Annotated in this window: 18 protein-coding genes; 5 read left to right on the forward strand and 13 right to left on the reverse strand. The window is 61.4% G+C overall.

Annotated elements, in window-relative coordinates; translation table 11 throughout:
* Positions 1-15 precede the first annotated feature (15 nt).
* A complete protein-coding gene (hutC, locus tag C3Y91_RS33260) occupies positions 16-723 on the reverse strand; it encodes a histidine utilization transcriptional repressor HutC (protein WP_130693419.1) in 708 nt (235 codons plus the stop codon).
* Positions 724-951: 228 nt separating this feature from the next.
* On the opposite strand from hutC, the gene C3Y91_RS33265 reads away from it, so the two are divergent.
* The 4 genes from C3Y91_RS33265 (at position 952) to C3Y91_RS33280 (ending at position 3,972) form a co-directional block, all read left to right on the forward strand.
* Positions 952-1,779, forward strand: coding sequence for a transporter substrate-binding domain-containing protein (locus C3Y91_RS33265; protein WP_024320254.1), 828 nt, complete (start codon positions 952-954; stop codon positions 1,777-1,779).
* Positions 1,780-1,877: 98 nt separating this feature from the next.
* Entirely contained in the window at positions 1,878-2,519 is a 642-nt protein-coding gene (locus tag C3Y91_RS33270) for an amino acid ABC transporter permease (RefSeq protein ID WP_130657773.1), read from the forward strand.
* The gene (locus C3Y91_RS33275; protein ID WP_018070730.1) at positions 2,516-3,184 is read left to right on the forward strand and encodes an amino acid ABC transporter permease; all 669 of its coding nucleotides are present in this window, start codon (positions 2,516-2,518) and stop codon (positions 3,182-3,184) included. The genes C3Y91_RS33270 and C3Y91_RS33275 overlap by 4 nt, the downstream gene beginning before the upstream one ends.
* Positions 3,181-3,972, forward strand: coding sequence for an amino acid ABC transporter ATP-binding protein (locus C3Y91_RS33280; protein WP_018486125.1), 792 nt, complete (start codon positions 3,181-3,183; stop codon positions 3,970-3,972). The genes C3Y91_RS33275 and C3Y91_RS33280 overlap by 4 nt, the downstream gene beginning before the upstream one ends.
* Before the next feature lie 51 nt (positions 3,973-4,023).
* Here the strand turns inward: C3Y91_RS33280 and C3Y91_RS33285 are convergent, their stop codons facing one another.
* Genes C3Y91_RS33285 through C3Y91_RS33325 form a run of 9 tightly spaced genes read right to left on the reverse strand, consistent with a single transcriptional unit; the run spans position 4,024 to position 12,588 of the window.
* A complete protein-coding gene (locus C3Y91_RS33285; RefSeq protein WP_018070732.1) occupies positions 4,024-4,377 on the reverse strand; it encodes a cupin domain-containing protein in 354 nt (117 codons plus the stop codon).
* Positions 4,370-5,038, reverse strand: coding sequence for a cysteine hydrolase family protein (locus tag C3Y91_RS33290; protein WP_018070733.1), 669 nt, complete (start codon positions 5,036-5,038; stop codon positions 4,370-4,372). Before C3Y91_RS33290 ends, C3Y91_RS33285 begins: the two co-directional genes overlap by 8 nt.
* Complete coding sequence (locus C3Y91_RS33295; protein WP_168576306.1) at positions 5,038-6,588, reverse strand: ATP-binding cassette domain-containing protein; 1,551 nt, start codon at positions 6,586-6,588, stop codon at positions 5,038-5,040. The genes C3Y91_RS33290 and C3Y91_RS33295 overlap by 1 nt, the downstream gene beginning before the upstream one ends.
* A gap of 1 nt (position 6,589) precedes the next feature.
* Positions 6,590-7,645 carry a cyanuric acid amidohydrolase gene (atzD, locus tag C3Y91_RS33300; protein WP_018070735.1) on the reverse strand — a complete coding sequence of 352 codons (1,056 nt, stop codon included), beginning with the start codon at positions 7,643-7,645 and terminating at the stop codon, positions 6,590-6,592.
* The gene (gene biuH / locus C3Y91_RS33305; RefSeq protein ID WP_024320250.1) at positions 7,645-8,346 is read right to left on the reverse strand and encodes a biuret amidohydrolase; all 702 of its coding nucleotides are present in this window, start codon (positions 8,344-8,346) and stop codon (positions 7,645-7,647) included. Before biuH ends, atzD begins: the two co-directional genes overlap by 1 nt.
* Before the next feature lie 11 nt (positions 8,347-8,357).
* Positions 8,358-9,374: a formamidase gene (locus tag C3Y91_RS33310; RefSeq protein WP_168576307.1), complete on the reverse strand. Its 1,017-nt coding sequence runs from the start codon at positions 9,372-9,374 to the stop codon at positions 8,358-8,360.
* A gap of 12 nt (positions 9,375-9,386) precedes the next feature.
* Positions 9,387-10,313: an ABC transporter permease gene (locus tag C3Y91_RS33315; RefSeq protein ID WP_168576308.1), complete on the reverse strand. Its 927-nt coding sequence runs from the start codon at positions 10,311-10,313 to the stop codon at positions 9,387-9,389.
* On the reverse strand, positions 10,313-11,440 hold the full coding sequence (locus C3Y91_RS33320; RefSeq protein ID WP_018070739.1) for an ABC transporter permease: 1,128 nt from the start codon (positions 11,438-11,440) through the stop codon (positions 10,313-10,315). The genes C3Y91_RS33315 and C3Y91_RS33320 overlap by 1 nt, the downstream gene beginning before the upstream one ends.
* 20 nt (positions 11,441-11,460) lie before the next feature.
* The gene (locus C3Y91_RS33325) at positions 11,461-12,588 is read right to left on the reverse strand and encodes a BMP family ABC transporter substrate-binding protein (RefSeq protein WP_075223740.1); all 1,128 of its coding nucleotides are present in this window, start codon (positions 12,586-12,588) and stop codon (positions 11,461-11,463) included.
* 340 nt (positions 12,589-12,928) lie between these two features.
* On the opposite strand from C3Y91_RS33325, the gene C3Y91_RS33330 reads away from it, so the two are divergent.
* Complete coding sequence (locus C3Y91_RS33330; protein WP_018486135.1) at positions 12,929-13,603, forward strand: GntR family transcriptional regulator; 675 nt, start codon at positions 12,929-12,931, stop codon at positions 13,601-13,603.
* Positions 13,604-13,800: 197 nt separating this feature from the next.
* On the opposite strand, the gene C3Y91_RS33335 is transcribed toward C3Y91_RS33330, so the two are convergent.
* Genes C3Y91_RS33335 through C3Y91_RS33345 form a run of 3 tightly spaced genes read right to left on the reverse strand, consistent with a single transcriptional unit; the run spans position 13,801 to position 16,873 of the window.
* The gene (locus tag C3Y91_RS33335) at positions 13,801-14,598 is read right to left on the reverse strand and encodes an ABC transporter ATP-binding protein (RefSeq protein ID WP_130662937.1); all 798 of its coding nucleotides are present in this window, start codon (positions 14,596-14,598) and stop codon (positions 13,801-13,803) included.
* Between the two features lie 11 nt (positions 14,599-14,609).
* On the reverse strand, positions 14,610-15,503 hold the full coding sequence (gene ntrB, locus C3Y91_RS33340) for a nitrate ABC transporter permease (RefSeq protein ID WP_018070743.1): 894 nt from the start codon (positions 15,501-15,503) through the stop codon (positions 14,610-14,612).
* Positions 15,504-15,559: 56 nt separating this feature from the next.
* A complete protein-coding gene (locus C3Y91_RS33345; RefSeq protein ID WP_024320243.1) occupies positions 15,560-16,873 on the reverse strand; it encodes a CmpA/NrtA family ABC transporter substrate-binding protein in 1,314 nt (437 codons plus the stop codon).
* Between the last annotated feature and the right edge of the window lie 45 nt (positions 16,874-16,918).

The raw sequence follows: 16,918 nt of genomic DNA on the forward strand, positions 1-16,918 counted from the left end.
CGTGATTTGCGCAACTCAATTTGCCATCGGATGAAAGGTCCCGGCGAACTGGAACCGGTCGCCTGGATGGGTAAACTCGACATATGTCACCGTCCGACCGTTCTGCCAGGTCTGGCGGATGAGGCTAAGGCAGGCCTCGCCGCGTTCCGTCTGCAGGATCCGCGCCGTCGTGGTGTCGGCCGAAACGGCGCGAATGATATGTTTGGCCTTGGACCAGGGAACCTCGTCAAGCAGCCATTTGCCGGGCGGAATTGAAGCAAAGCTCTCGTCTCTGGCCCGTGGGACAGCATCGAGCATGATGATCCGCCGCTCGATGGCATTCGGTCTGCCATCGACGATATGCAGGCATTGAAGCCTGAGGACTTCTGCATCGGCAGGCTCCGACAGCTGCTGCGCCTCCGCCTCTCCAAGGCGCTCGACCTTGCGGGCGAGGATTTCAAAGCGGTGTTCGTGCCCGGCCAGTTCCGCTTCGGTGCTGATATCCTGAATATCCATCACCGTGCGGTCGATCTGGGGCGATGCGACAAACGAACCTGTCTTGCGCCGTCTGACGATCATGCCGCGCTCGGCGAGCGCCGACAGCGCCTTGCTGACGGTCATCCGCGAGCACCGATATTCCGCCGCGAGTTCGTGCTCGACGGGAATACGGTCACCGGGCCGCCAATCGCCGCTGATGATCTTCGTCTCGACATCCGTGAAAATACGCTGATAAATCGACACCAAGCTCGCACCTCATCCGGCGTCAACGAAGATAAATTCCGGAACGGTCATGCCAGCGAGATCGACGCCACCCGGCACAAATTTTGCGTTCCTCGTCTTTTACATTGACACTCTAGGCCAGCCTATATCTATTTGTATAGTCAAAAGCGGAGCGTAGAAATCCGCGCAGAGGAAATCGAAGTCGGGAACCAAAACTCCTCCGCCGGGGGAATAAAAACTGGAGAGATGATCATGAAGGCAAATTCACTGCTGAAGGGTCTGGTCGGCGCTGCGTTCCTCATCGGAGCAGCCGTTTCCGCCCATGCAGCCGACACGCTGGCAGCCGTCAAGGCAGCCGGCACCCTCAAGGTTGGCACCGAAACGGCTTTTGCGCCGTTCGACTATATCGATGCCGGTGAACATACCGGCTTGAACGTCGACCTCTTTGCCGAAATCGGCAAGGAACTTGGCGTCAAGATCGAGTGGGTGGCGCTTCCCTGGGACGGTGTTTTCCCGGCGCTTGAGGCCGGCAAGTTCGATGTCGTGGCAGGTCCCGCAACGATCACCAAGAAGCGCATGGAGCGCTATCGCTTCACGCCGCCGATCGCCGAAGCGACCATTGCCATCCTGAAGAAGGCCGGCGACACGACGATCAGCAAGCCGGAAGATATTGCCGGCAAGACGATCGGTGTCGGCAAGGCAACTGCCCAGCTCGACCAGCTGAAGGAATTCTCCGGCACGCTGCCGACCAAAGTCGATGTGCGCGAATATCCAGCCTTTACCGAATCCTACGCTGATCTCGCGGCCGGCCGTATTGCCGGCGTTGCCAACTCGCTGCCCAATATCGCCTTCGTCGCCAGCCAGCGAAAAGGCACCTTCGAAGTCGTCCTGCCGCCATTCGGCAAGAAGTCCTATTTCGGCTTCATCGGTCTCAAGGATGCCGATCATGCGCCCCTGATGGATGCGATCGATGCCGCGATGCTCAAGATCAAGGCAGACGGACGTATGGCAGAGCTGCAAAAGAAGTGGTTCGGTGCATCTTTCGATACGCCGGACGCTGTCAAGGACCCGGCATTCTGATTAGCCGCCGGTGAAACGAACGCGCCCCGCCATCGGTCGGGGCGCAGTCCGCCGTGGGATCAGAGTTCACGGCCGCAGCGCCCAGGCAAACACCGCCCATGTCCATCAAGCTTTTCGAACTGCTTCTGCAAGCCTCGATCTATACGGTGACGATCAGCGTGGTTTCAATTCTGATCGGCTTTGCGATCGCCATCATTGTTTCCGCCATGCTGCTTTCACGGCAACGGCTTTTCGTGCTGCCGGCGCAGATTTTCATCAGTTTCTTTCGTGGTGCACCGCTGCTGGTGCAGCTGTTGCTGATCTATAATCTGCTGCCGGTGATTGGCATCAACGTGCCGAGCATCGTTGCGGCCATCGTTGGCCTTTCCTTGTGTACTGCTGCCTACCAGGCTGAAAATCTACGCGGTGGTTTTTCCAGCGTTCCCGTCGGCCTTGTCGAATCTGCCGAAATGGTCGGCATGACTCCCATTCAAATCTTCCGCCGGATCAGGGCGCCGATCGCCCTGCGCCTGACCTTCCCGGCGCTCGTCAACGAAGCGATCCTTATCCTGAAGGCGTCTTCGCTCGTCTCCGTCGTCGGAATCGTCGAGCTGACACGCATGGCTCAGGACCTTGCCGGCAGCACCTTCCTGCCGCTTGAGATTTTTGCGTCCGCGGGCCTGATCTATCTCGTCATCAATTGGATCGTTGCGCTTGCGGGCGGCCTGATCGAACGCTCCCTGCCGGGAGTGCCGCGATGACCTTCGATACCAATGTGATTTTCAGCAACTTGCCGGAGATCCTCAACGGTGCGTGGGTCACCATCCTCATCTGGATCGTCACCACCCTTGCCGCTGCCGTGCTGGGTTTCCTTGTCGCTGTGGCGCGACGTTTTGGCGGCGTGCTGCTGGACAGGGCGTTCGGCCTTGTCATCGCGGTGCTGCGCGGCACGCCCTTCCTGATTCAGATATTCCTCGTTTACTATGGCGGCCCCTTCGTCGGATTGTCGCTCGATCCGATCCCGGCCGGCATCGTCGGCCTTTCCATCTACGGCGCGGCCTATTTCAGTGAGATATTCCGCTCGGGCTTTGCCGCCGTCCCGAAGGGACATATCGAGGCGGGCCTGTGCGTTGGCCTGACACAAGGTCAGATTATCCGGCGCATATTGCTGCCGGAGATGACCATGCTGGTGTTACCGCCTTCGGTCAACATGACGATCATCCTGATGAAGGAGACGGCCGTGCTATCCATCATCACCGTGCCGGAGTTGACGGCGACGCTGAGTGCCATCGGCTCGCAGCAATATGCTTTCGTCGAGGCGCTCTTCGTCCTTGCGCTATTTTATTGGGTACTGGTCGAAATCACCGGCTGGCTCGGCCATCTCGCCGAAACGAAACTCACCAGATTCAGGTTTTTCAACATATGAGCGTTCCTGCGATCGCAGTCAAAAATCTCGTCAAAACGTTCGGCGGTTCCACCGTGCTGCACGGCATCGACCTCGAAATCGAGCAGGGACAAGTTTCCTGCGTCATCGGCCCGTCCGGATCCGGCAAGAGTACGCTGCTGCGCTGCATGGCGTTTCTGGAGGAATCGACGAAGGGGACGATTACCGTCAATGGCGAGGTGCTTGGCTTTGCGGAAAACGCCAAGGGTGTCCGTGAGCGGGTGCCGGCGGCTGTGAACCGGCAGATTCGATCGCAGATCGGCATGGTTTTTCAGCAGTTCAATCTCTGGCCGCATATGACCGCGCTCGGCAATGTCAGCGAGGCGTTGAAGACGGTTCACAAGATGAGCCGCAAGGACGCCGAGGAGCGGGCAATGGCCCAGCTCGTCAAGGTCGGCCTCGAGGGCAGGGCAGGGCATTATCCGTCGCAGCTCTCGGGAGGGCAGCAACAGCGCGTCGCTATCGCCCGGGCACTTGCCCTCAACCCGAAGATCATGCTCTTTGACGAGCCGACCTCGTCACTCGATCCCGAGCTGACCGGCGAAGTGCTCAACGTCATGCGCGATCTCGCCGCCGAGGGTATGACGATGGTCGTCGTCTCCCACGAGATCGGATTTGCAGCAACGGTCGGCCAGCAGATCGTCTTTCTCGATCACGGCAAGGTGCTGTTCACCGGCCCGCCGCAAGACGTCTTCAAACGACCGAGAAACCCCCGGCTCGAGCAATTCCTGGATACCTATATCGATCGCGGAGCCTCGATGCTGCTGTGACGTTCATGTCCTTGCCCGACGTCGGACAGACTTCCACCGCTGGCGTCGGCTTCACGCAATTTCCTCTTCGAGTATTTTCACGGGCCGGTCCCACTGGATGAGCACCATACAGCCGGTATCGCTCCAGACCGAGTGTTCGCTGCCCGGCGCATTGACGATATAACTGCCGCTGATGTAATCGCCCGTCTCGTCGGATTGAACGCCATCGAGCACCAGGATGGTCTCGAGCCCCTCGTGGCGATGGCGGGGAACGGAGGCGCCGGGTTCATATTTCAACAGCGCCACACCCGGCTGATCGCCCTCGAAGGGGCGGATCCAGTGGATGGTGACAGCATCGCGGAAAGGGCTGAATTCCAACTCCTTCCAGCCGCCTGACGTCAGGCGTTCACGGGTCGTTTCAGGCATGGGCAATGCTTTCCAGAATGTCGTCGACATGGGCGGTCCAGCCGACGATCGCGCCCTGGGCGCGGATCATGGCGATGGCGGCGGCTTTGAATTCGGGGAAATAGCTTTCCGTCGCCTCCTCGGCGAGCAGGCATTCATAGCCGCGGTCGTTTGCTTCGCGCATCGTCGTCTGCACGCAGACTTCGGTGGTGACACCGGCAAAGACGAGCTGACGAATGCCCTTTTGCTGCAACACGGTGCCGAGGTCGGTCGCGTAGAAGGCGCCCTTGCCGGGTTTTTCGATGACGACTTCGCCCTTCACCGGAGCGAGCTCCGGAAGAATTGCCGTGCCGGGTTCGCCCGAGATCAGGATGCGGCCCATCGGGCCTTCGTCGCCGATCCTGAGCGCAGGATTGCCGCGATCGCGTTTGGCCGGTGGCAGGTCGGAGAGATCAGGCCGGTGGCACTCCATCGTATGGATCACAGGCAGGCCGGCATTGCGGAAGCCCTGGATGAGGCGTTTGACATCGGGCACGATCCTGGTGATGCGGCTGACATCATTGCCGAGGCTTGCACCGAAGCCGCCGGGCTCGGCGAAATCGCGCTGCATGTCGATGACGATGAGGGCGAGCTCATCGTGCTTCACCGGAAAGGCGAAGGGTTCTGCCTTGATCCCCATCATCAGTGATGTCCCGCCATGTGAGCGCCGATCACGCCGATATCGGCCGAGCGCGCCGGTGTCTCGTAAACCAGCTTGCCTTCCGAAATGACCATGATGCGGTCGGACATCTCGAGCAGTTCATCGAGGTCTTCAGAGAGCAGCAGCACCGCGGCACCTAAATTGCGGGCCTTCATGATCCGGGCGCGGATTTCGGCAACGGCCGAGAAATCGAGGCCGAAACAGGGGTTCGAGACGATCAGCAGATCGACATCGCCCGTCAGTTCTCGGGCGAGCACCGCCCGCTGCACGTTGCCGCCCGAGAGGGCTGCGATCGGCGAGGAGGAAGAGGCCGTCTTGACCTTAAAGTCGGAGATCAGCGCCGAGGCACGCTTCTTCATGCTGCCCTTGTTCAGCCAGACCGCGTCCGTGCCGTCCAGCTTCAAGTCGAACGTGCGGAACGCAAGGTTCTCGCTCACCGTCATCTTGGGCGCACAGGCATTCTGCAACGGCTCTTCGGGGATGAAACGCACCCTGTTCTTGCGGGTCTCGTCACGGGTGGCGCCGTAAGTCTCGCCATTGACCATGACCTGCCCGCTATCGGTCGGGCGCTGGCCGGCCAGAATTTCCGTCAGCTCCTTCTGGCCGTTCCCCGATATGCCGGCGATGCCGACGATCTCGCCGGAGCGGACCGTAAGCGCGTCGATCTCGATCGTCTTCAGGCCGGAGCGATCCGGAGCTTTCACCTGGCTTACAGTGAGCACGGATTTGGCCGCTTCCGCCACCGGCAGACGGCTGTCGAGCTCGGCGAGCTTGACGTCGCCGATCATCATCGCCGCCATCTCGGCGGTGGAGAGCTCGCCGACCTTGCCGGTGCCGACCAGCTTGCCGCGCCGCAGGATCGAGACGGCATCAGCGAACTTCGTCACCTCGTGGAACTTGTGGGAGATCATCAGTACGGTGAGCTCGGCGCGCTCGGTCATCCCACGGACGATGCCGAGCATCTCATCGGCTTCGGCCGGCGTCAGCACCGAGGTCGGCTCGTCGAGCACGAGGAAGGAGCGGCCGAGATAGAGCTGCTTGACGATTTCGAGCTTCTGTTTTTCGCCGGCCGCAAGCTCGCTCACCGGCCTGTCGAGCGGGATCTTGAACGGCATACGTTCCATGAACTCCGCCAGATCCCTGCGTTCCCTGGCCCAATTGATCACCGCGGGTACTTCGGTACGACTGATGACCAGGTTTTCCGCACCGGTCAGAGAAGGAACCAGTGTGAAATGCTGGTAGACCATGCCGAGCCCATAGGCCGCGGCATCCTTGGGCGAGGCCACCGCCACCTCGCGGCTGTCGACCGACAACGAGCCTGACGTTGCGTGATAGAAGCCCATGATGCATTTGACGAGTGTCGACTTGCCGGCGCCGTTTTCGCCGAGAAGCGCGTGAAAAGACCCGGCCGGAATGGCGATCGAGACGTTGTCGAGCGCGGTGAAGCTGCCGAAACGCATGGTCATATCGAGCGTCTCGATGCCGACGGCCTTGCCGGCTTGCGGAAGGGGCGTGTCGCGGACTGTGCTCACTTCATTGCTCCTTTTCGACGATGATGGCGACGGGACCGCCGCCGGACGGACCCTGGTGTTCGGCGCCGCCGGACACATAGAGATCGGTAATGCCGAAGATGCCGGCGAGAACGCCGCCGACGAAGGCACGGGCATGGCGGGTGCCTGCAATATCCGAGTCATCGAGCATCGTGTGGCGCCTGCCGCCGATCCTGCCGGACGGGTCCGGCTCGGCCTTGGCGAGAACCGCTGCCAGCCGGCTGTTTTCCGGCAGGCGTTCGCGGGCTTTCCTGACGGAATGCGCGTCGATCGCATCCCGCATGACCGCGTGGTCGATCGACAGCGGACCGGACCATTTTGCGCTCATGCCGAGGACGATGATTTCGTGATCGGTGAGTTCGACCCCGGACGAGGTTGAGGCGCAGCGGGAAAAGAGATCGAAACGTGTGCAGATGTCGGCATCGTTGATCGATGTCGCATCTATCTCGCCGAGTGCCACGGCGACGCCGAGAGCCGAAGCGCCGCGCGAGAGGCCCATGGATTTCAGCGTGTCGTGGGTTGCGACCGTCCTGCCTGCTGCCTCGGCCTCGGCAATCCGGCGCGAGGTGAGCAGCGGACACTTAATCTGCACGAAATGGGCATCGGCGGGATCATCGATGCCGGCATCCCTCATCGCGGACTTCACGCCTTCGGCAACGAGCAGGATCTGTTCCCGGCGCCCGAGATGTTCGGGGGGCAGCGCGGGGGTACGCGACACACCAATGGCCAGCGCCCGTTCGCCCGGGGTTTCTACGGTTTCACGCGCAAAAACCGTCCAATGCGGCGAGAGCGCACCCTCGGTGCCGCCGGACATAATGATCGAGACGCCGTCGACGCCATATCTACTGAACAATGCCTCGAAGCTGCGGGTGGCATAACCGCGGGTAAAATCATTGACGCAGCCGTTGCCTTCCGTCTTGCCGAGAACGGCGACGATGTTGTTCGCCTGAAGGCCGCTGGCAAAGAGCGCCTCGACGCCGGCAACGTCATCGGGGCCGTCGGCTGGCACGCGAAAGACATGGGCACGCAATGACGGCATCAGGGTAGCGCCTCGACTAGAGCCGCGGAATTGGAGACGGAGCCGAAGACGCCGCCCTGCATCTTCACCATCTTGATGGCGGCGAGGTGGTTTCCATAGTCGGTCGCACCACAGCAGTCCTCCAGCAGCAGGCATTCGTAGCCGCGGTCGTTCGCCTCGCGCATCGTCGTCGAGACGCAAACATCGGTGGTGATTCCGGTGAGGATAATGTTCTCGATGCGCTTCTGGTTGAGGATGAGTTCGAGGTCGGTGGCGCAGAACGAACCCTTGCCGGGCTTGTCGATGATCGTCTCGCCTTTGATCGGGTAGAGCTCGGGGATGATGTCCCAGCCGGGTTCGCCGCGCGTCAGGATGCGGCCGCAGGGGCCGGCATCGCCGATGCCGGCGCCGATCCGCTGCGAGCGCCAGCGTTTGTTGGCCGGCAGATCGGCGAGGTCGGGGCGATGGCCCTCGCGAGTATGGATGATGTGGTAGCCCTTGGCTCGCATGGCGGCCAGCACACGCTTGATCGGTTCGATCGGCGCCTGCACCAGTGACAGGTCGTAGCCCATATGGTCGACATAGCCGCCCTTGCCGCAGAAATCCGTCTGCATGTCGATGATGATGAGGGCGGTGTTATCAGGCCTCAGCGCGCCGTTATAGGGCCACGGATACGGATCGGCGTCGATAAAATGCCCTTTGGTTTCGACCATCGCGTCCATCATTCTCTCTCCTATTCCGCGGCAGGTTTGAGGGGTTCGCCGTAACGGCGCATCGGCTTGTCAAATCCGCAGGACGTGCCGTCCTTGACCTTTATCTCGTCTTCCCATGGCAGGCGGTATTTGCCGGCGACGAGGTCGTGCATGTAGGTGTAGGGTGCATCCTGGGCGCCGCCGGCAACGGCGACATAGCCGCGATGGCCAAACTGGTAGATATTGTTCTCCACGCCCCAGCCGAGCCGGGCCTCCCGCACCAGGTCAGGACGCACCTCGGCGGTGATGATCTCGTTGACGCGGCCGGAGGTGCCGTGGGCGATGATCGTGCCATCGAAATTGCAGATCATGCCTTCACCCATGGAATCGAACGTGCCGTCCGAGCCGCACATGCAGACATTCGCGGTAACCATCAGGTTGCAGAAGGCATTGGCCTGGTTGGTGAAGCGCCAGGCATCGCGGATCGGCGCCGTATAACCCGCCGTGCGGATCATGATTTCGGCGCCCTTATAGGCGCATTCACGCGCCATCTCCGGGAACATGCCGTCATGGCAGATGATCAGCGCGAGTTTGGCGCCCCGCGGGCCTTCGACAACAGGGATGCCGAGATCGCCGGGCTCCCAGGGCTCGACGGGGATCCAGGGATGCATCTTGCGGTAATAGAGCTTCAACTCGCCCTGATCGTCGATGACGATGCCGGAATTATAGGGCATGCCGCCAGGGTACAGCTCCATGATCGAGAAGCAGCCCCAGATCCGATTGTCCCTGCAGGCCTGCCTGAAGGCCGCGACCTCCGGCCCGTCGAGCGTGCACATGATCTCCGGATTAATGTCCATGGAAAGGCCATGCAGCGCGTATTCGGGAAAGACGACGAGGTCCATGCCCGGCTGGTTGCGCCGCGCTTTGGCCACCAGCTCTACGATCACCTGCGTCTGTTTTGCCAAGTCCGCTTTGGTGACGGTCACCGGCAACTGGAGCTGCACCAGGCCGATACCGACGCCGTGTTCGGATTTGTTGAGACCGCCAAGTCCGTTCATCGGAATGCTCCGTTATTTCGTGAGCGACAGCGCGCCCGGCGCACCGGCGAGCGAGCGGGTGGGCGAGGAGGTGGCGATCAGGATGACGAGGGTGAGCACGTAAGGCGCGGCATAAAAGAGGTAGTAGCCTTGTGTGACACCGACCGATTGCAGCGCCGGGCCGAGCGCGCCGGTACCGCCGAAAAGCAGGGCAGCGAGGAAGCAGCCGATCGGGTTCCAGCGGGCGAAGATGACGAGGGCCACGGCCATCAGGCCCTGGCCCGACGAAATGCCTTCGTTCCAGGAACCCGGATAGTAGAGCGAGAGATAGGCACCGCCGATTGCCGCCAGCGAACCGCCCACTGCCGTCGCCAGCAGGCGAACCCGGTCCGGGTGAATGCCCATGGCACGGGCCGCGTCGGTGCTGTCGCCGACGACGCGCAGGATCAGACCGATCCTCGTATTCTTGAAGGCCCAGAACAGGAAGAGGGCAAGGGCTGCGCCGATGAAGAACAGCACGTTGATATTGAGCGCCGCCTGGATCTGCGGAGTGCTCGACCAGCCGCCGAGCGCGATCGAGGGCAGTTTCGGCGCCACCGGCTGGATGAAGGATTTGCCGAGGAAGAACGCCATGCCGAGACCGAACTGCATCATGGCGATGCCGATGGCGATGTCGTTGACCTTGGGGAATTTGCAGATCCAGCCGTGGATGAGGCCGAAGATCGCGCCCGCCACCATTGCGGCCAGCACGCCGAGGGTCGGGGAGTTAGTCATGACGGCCACCGCATAGGCCGTCATGGCGCCGAAGACGAGCGTGCCTTCGAGGCCGAGATTGATGCGGCCGGAGCGTTCGGTGATCGTCTCGCCGAGGCTGACGAAGATGAAGGGGGTGGAAACGCGGATGGCGCCGGCGAAGATCGCCAGCGGCACGCCCCAGATGCCGATGCCTGTCTCTTCCATCAGAGGCTCCTTTTCCAGAGGTCGGGATTGAAGATCTTGAAGCGGCCGTAGAAGGTCTCGCAGAACAGAATGACGATGAAGAGCGTGCCCTGCAGCACCAGAACCGTCGCATCCGGCAGGCCCATGCGCCGCTGGATGAGGCCGCCCGAGGCGTCGATGCCGCCGAGCAGGATCGCGACCGGAATGATCGCCAGCGGATTGTGCCTGGCGAGGAAGGCGACGAGGATGCCGGTATAACCGTAGCCGGCGGCAAGCGAGGCATTGGCACTTCCCTGCACCGCCGCCACTTCGATCATGCCCGCCAGGCCGGCAAAACTGCCGGCAAGCGCGGTAAATCCGGCGATCAGCTTGCCGACCGGCAGTCCCTGGATCTGGGCGGCGCGCACGTTGCCGCCGGCAATGCGGGCGGCAAAACCGTAGCTCGTGGCCTCGATCACGATCCAGGAGACCACACAGGCGAGGATACCGATGACCAGGCCCCAATGCACGTCCATGCCGGGAATATTGCCGAGCATGTATTCCGCCGGCAGCGGCCTGGTTGACGGCTTGTTGAGACTTGCCGGATCGCGCAGCAGCCCTTCGACGAACTGGTTCATCAGGGCAATGGCGATATAGGAGAGCAGCAGCGACGAGATGGTTTCATTGACGCCGCGATAGTGGCGCAGGAAACCGGCAAGGCCGATCCAGATGCCGCCGACCACCATGGCAGCGATCGCCATCAGAATGAGGGTGAGGAAGACAGGCGCGGTGCCGGCGAGCGGCAGACCCATGGCCGCGGCGGCAACGCCGCCCAGCACGACCGCTCCTTCCCCGCCGATGATGACGAGGCCGAGACGGGCGGGCAGGGCGACGCAGAGTGCCGTCAGGAGAAGGGGTGCGGCACGACTTAAGCTGTTCTGCACCGAAAACCAGCTGCCGAAGCCGCCGGTGTACATCAGTTGGAAGAGGGTGGCCGGCGACTTGCCGACCGCCAGGATGAAGAGGGAGAAGAGCGCAAGACCGATCAGGATGGCCGCGAGGCCGATGACAACAGGCTCGGCCCGCCGCGCGATCCATTCGAGGACGGGGCGCAGGGAAGCCGGTTTTTCGACGATGGCTATTGCGGGATCATTGGCCTCGATGGTCATGGCGCTTCTCCCTTCGCGGTTTACGCCGTGGACCCGACGACGCCCTCGACCAGATAATTCATGCTTTCGAGCTCGATCGCGTCTTCGGCGTAGCTCTTGTCGGCAGCCACGACGGTGTCGCCCTTGTTGTCCTTCAACGGTCCCTTGAAGACCGAGAAGCCGCCCTTCATCATGTCGGCCTGCGTGGCTTCGAAGGCCTTGCGGCCCTCCGCGGACACGGCGGGGCCGAGCGCGCTCATCTTCACGAAGCCGTCCTTCAGGCCGCCACGTACGAAGTTGCCGAGCTTTTCGCCGGCCTGCGCCTTCTTGACGAAGTCGCTGTAGACGTTGCCCCAGGCCCATTCGGCGCCGGTGAGGTACTTTTCGGGAGCAAGCGGGCTCTGATTGGCATGATAGCCGCAGACGAAGGCGCCGCGGCCAGCAGCCGTCTCGACGACCACTTTGGGGCTGTCGACGTGGCAGGTGATGACGTCGGCGCCCTGGTCGACCAGCGCATTGGTGGCTTCGGCCTCCTTGACGGCGAGCGACCATTCGCCGGTGAAGATCACCTGGCAGGTGATACCGGGATCGACTGTGCGCGCGCCAAGCAGGAAGGCGTTGATATTCTGCAGAACCTGCGGGATCGGCTTTGCGGCAACGAAGCCGATCTTCTTGCTCTTCGTCGCATGGCCGGCGGCAATGCCGTTCAGATACTGGCCCTGGAAGATATAGCCGAAATAGGAGCCCGTGTTGGCCGGGTTCTTGCCTTCCTGCCAGAGGCCGCCGCAGTGGCGGAACTGGATGTCGGGATGTTTGGCGGCCACGGCCAGCATGTGGGGGTCGAAGTAGCCGAAGGAGGTCGGAAAGAGCAGGGTCGCGCCATCCAGGTTGATCATGGATTCCATGGTCTTCTGGACATCGACGGTCTCCGGCACGTTCTCTTCTTCGACCAGCGTCACACCCGGCATCGCCTTGATGGCGGCCGCACCTTCGGCATGCGCCTGGTTGTAGCCATAGTCGTCCTTGGGGCCGACATAGATGAAGCCGACGGTCAGCGCGGTTTGGGCTGCGGCGGAGGAGGCGATCAGGCCCGGCATGGCGCCGGCAAGCGCACCGGCAGCGGAAGCCTGGAGGAAATTGCGGCGGTTCATGGAAAGGAGTTTGGTCATCGGAAATGCTCCTTGCGGCGCTGGGCCGGTTGTGAACGGGTACGGAAAAGTGCATGCAATGTATGTGCCAGAAATTAATCTGTTGTTTTTTATAGTTTATCCCTTCCAGCAAGACTTGCGCATTGCAAAGTGCATACAGATTGATCGAATTCTTGCGCAAAAAGTAATCAATAGATATTTCTTGTTCATTGTGACTGCGTCGTTGGCACAAAGTCGAGTTACCCGAGGTATCTCCTGCATCAGAAAGCGAAAATTTAACAATATCTTCGCCGTCTGATTTGACTTATCGAGTCTCGAACGTCATCTGTATGCAGAGTGTTGAGGTGAGCAGATTCGTATCGTGAAGCAGACCAGGCGCAGAGAAGTGATCCGCAGCGGAACCACCGTCGAACAGATGGTGCGGGCGATTGCCGACATGATCGTCACAGGTGAAATGCTGCCGGGCGCGAAGTTGGACGAGGTATCGCTCGCGGTTCGTTTCGACGTTTCGCGCACCCCGGTGCGCGAAGCTCTGCGTGAGCTAGGCGCCATGGGATTGGTCGCGCGCGAGCCAAACCGCAGTGCCGTCGTTACCAATGTCACCGAAGCCTATCTGCATTCGATGTTCGAAGCGATGGCGGAACTCGAAGCGATCTGCGCCAGGCTCTCGGCCGAGCGTATGACGGTCGACGAGCGGCGCGCGCTGGAGCTGGAGCATCGGGGATCGATGAGGCTCGTGCATGCCGGCGCGGAAGAAGAATATTCGGCTCACAACACCGAATTCCACACCCGGCTTTATCGTGGCGCGCATAATGATCACGTCTTCGAGATGGTGATGCAGACACGGGCGCGGCTCGCGCCCTTTCGGCGGGCGCAGTTCCGCCTGCCCGGGCGTCTGGCAAAATCCTATGAGGAGCACGGCCGGATCGTCACCGCGATCATGCGCGCTGACGCCGCCGCCGCGGGGCAGGCGGCATATTCCCATGTGGAAATTGTCAGCGATGCCAGCGCGGTATTTGCAACGCCCGGGGAGTAAAGAGGGCGCGACGCCCGAAATCAGGCGCCGCTAAAGCGCGTCGCGATCTTTCAGATTCGCTCCTCGCGCTTTAGGTCCTTGTTTTTACGCATGTCGTTGTCGCAAAACCGCCGCACACTTTTGCGCGACATGCTCTGGGCCCCGCTACGAAGGCGAGAAAACCACGGCCGGCAAACGCCGAAGTTATGTCCCGGCCTCTACTCCGCCGCTTCGATGAAGCGGTGGCGTTCGTAGAGGAACTTCAGCACGGCTTCACGGCATTTGAGATATGTCCGATCGGAGGCGAGTTCGATGCGATGGCGGGGACGGGACATGGTCACATCGAGCACTTCGCCGATGCGGGCCGCCGGGCCGTTGGTCATCATGACGATGCGATCGGACAGCAGCACCGCTTCGTCGACGTCATGAGTGATCATCACCATCGTATTGCCAAGCCGGGCGTGGATTTCCATCACCGCGTCCTGCAGATGAGCGCGGGTCAGCGCATCGAGCGCGCCGAAGGGTTCGTCGAGCAGCAGGATCTTCGGCTCCATTGCAAGCGCGCGGGCGATGCCGACGCGCTGTTTCATGCCGCCTGAAATTTCCGAAGGCCGCTTATCCCTGGCATGCGCCATCTGCACGAGATCGAGGTTGGCCATCACCCACTCATGCCGCTCGGCCTTGGTCTTCGTTCGGTTGAAGAGTTTGGAGACGGCGAGATTGACGTTCTCGTAGACCGTCAGCCAGGGCAGCAGCGAGTGGTTCTGGAAGACGACGGCGCGCTCCGGACCGGGTCCGTTGACCTCACGGTTTTCAAGCAACACGGCGCCGGCCGAAACCGGGGTCAGGCCGGCGATGAGGTTGAGCAGGGTGGACTTGCCGCACCCCGAATGGCCGATGATCGAGACGAATTCGCCTGCGGAAATCGTCAGGTTGATGTCCTTCAGGACCTCGGCGCGCACGCCGCCCCGATCGAAATGTTTGTCGATATGATCAAGCTTCAGATAGGCGTTCATAGGTGCGTTCCTCAGTTGGCCATGGCGCCGCGGGTGATGAGTTTGCCGAGTGCGGCCACCAGCTTGTCGAGGGCGAAGCCGACGATGCCGATATAGGCGAGCGCGACGATGATGTCTGGAAGGCGCGACGAGTTCCATGCGTCCCAGATGAAGAAGCCGATGCCGACGCCGCCCGTCAGCATTTCTGCCGCGACGATGGCGAGCCAGGAGAGGCCGACGCCGATCCTGAGGCCGGTGAAGATGTAAGGCGCTGCCGAAGGCAGCATGATCTTCCAGAAAAACTCGAACTGGTTGAGCCGCAGCACCTCGGCGACATTGCGGTAATCCTGCGGGATATTGCGGACGCCGACGGCGGTGTTGATGATCACCGGCCAGATCGACGTGATGAAGATCACGAAGATCGCCGAGGGGTTGGAATCCTGGAAGGCTGCGAGCGACAGCGGCAGCCAGGCGAGCGGCGGAACCGTACGCAGCACCTGGAAGATCGGATCGAGGCCACGCATCGCCCAGACCGACTGGCCGATGATCGCACCGACGACGACGCCGGTGACCGCTGCAAGCCCAAAGCCATAGAGAACGCGCTGCAGCGAAACGAGCACGCGCCAGCCGAGCCCGATATCCTGGGAACCGTAGTTGAAAAACGGATAGGCGATCAGGTCATAGCTATCCTGCCAGACCCGGTGCGGCGAGGGCAAAGACGCATCCGCCGACGAACAGAGCACCTGCCAGACGAGCAGGATGAGCGCCAGTACGACGAGTGGCGGAACGACGTTGCGAAGTGCGGTCAGTGCCGCTCGACGAAAATCGATCCGCGATCCGTGCTTGCCGGAAAATGGCAGAACCTTTGCCGCCAGCTTGGCAGAGGCGGCCGTGGAGGGATTTTCTTTATTTGCCAGGGCGAACATCAACGCGCTCCTCACGTGAATGAAAGGCCGGCGCGCCCGTTGCGCGCCGGAGCGGGTCAGGAGACAGCCTTGATCGAAAGGCTGTCGAGATAGGCCGAGGGATTTTCAGGGTCGAAGACCTTGCCGTCGAAGAAAGTCTCCTTGCCGCGAGAAGACGATGCGGGGATATCGGCCGCCGCGACGCCGAGATCCTTGGCGGCCTCGCGCCAGATGTCTTCGCGGTTCACCTGGTTGACCAGCGCCTTGATGTCGGTGCTCGCCGGCAGATTTCCCCAACGGATGTTTTCCGTCATGAACCATGTGTCGTGGCTCTTGAACGGGTAGGAGGCGCCGTCCTTCCAGAATTTCATATAGAGGTCGGTGGCCTTGACCTCGCGGCCGTTGCCATAATTGATGTCGCCCTTGAGGCGACCGAGCACGTCCTTCGTCGGAACGTTGAACCATTGGCGCTTGCCGAGAATGTCAGCCATCTCCGCCTTGTTGTCCATGCTTTCGCACCATTGCTGAGCCTCCATGACGGCCATCAGCAGGGCCTTGGCAGCATTGGGATTCTTTTCGATCCAGTCGGCGCGCAGTCCGAGCGCTTTTTCAGGATGACCCTTCCAGAGCTCGCCGGTGGTGGCTGCGGTAAAGCCGATGCCCTGGTTGACGAGCTGCTCATTCCACGGTTCGCCCACACAGAAGACATCCATGTTGCCGACCTTCATGTTGGCAACCATCTGCGGCGGCGGCACGACGATGGTCGAAACGTCCTTGTTCGGATCAATGCCGCCGGCGGCGAGCCAGTAACGGATCCAGAGGTCATGGGTGCCGCCCGGGAAGGTCATGGCGGCCTTGATCTCCTTGCCCTCCGCCTTCTTTTTCTCGAATGCGGCCTTCAGCTTCGAGGAATCGAGCTGCACGCCGGTTTCGGCATATTCCTTGGCGACGGAAATACCCTGGCTGTCGAGGTTGAGCCGGGCAAGGATCGCCATCGGCACCGGTTTATTGTTCTGCGTCACCTTGCCGGTATGCATGAGATAAGGGAGCGGCGACAGGATATGCGCACCGTCGATGCCGTTTGCCGCGCCGCCCAGCACGAGATTGTCGCGGGTCGCACCCCAGGAGGCCTGTTTGGCCACATCCGTTTCCGGAAGGCCATGCTTGTCGAAAAAGCCCTTTTCCTTGGCGATGATCAGCGGCGCGGAATCCGTGAGCGCGATAAAGCCGAGCTTGACACCTGTCACTTCAGGGCCTGCTCCGGCCGCGAAAGCGCCGGACGGAAAGGCCGTCTTGACAGCGCCAATGAGGGCAGCCGCTGCAGTCGTCTTGAGCATGCCGCGGCGAGTCATGCCGGTTGTAAAAATCCCAGTCTGCAAATTCTTTGTCATGCGCAGGTTCCCTCTGCTGGCTGAATTTGGACACAAAAAAACGCC

Source organism: Rhizobium ruizarguesonis (assembly GCF_012349115.1).
Classification (GTDB): domain Bacteria; phylum Pseudomonadota; class Alphaproteobacteria; order Rhizobiales; family Rhizobiaceae; genus Rhizobium; species Rhizobium ruizarguesonis.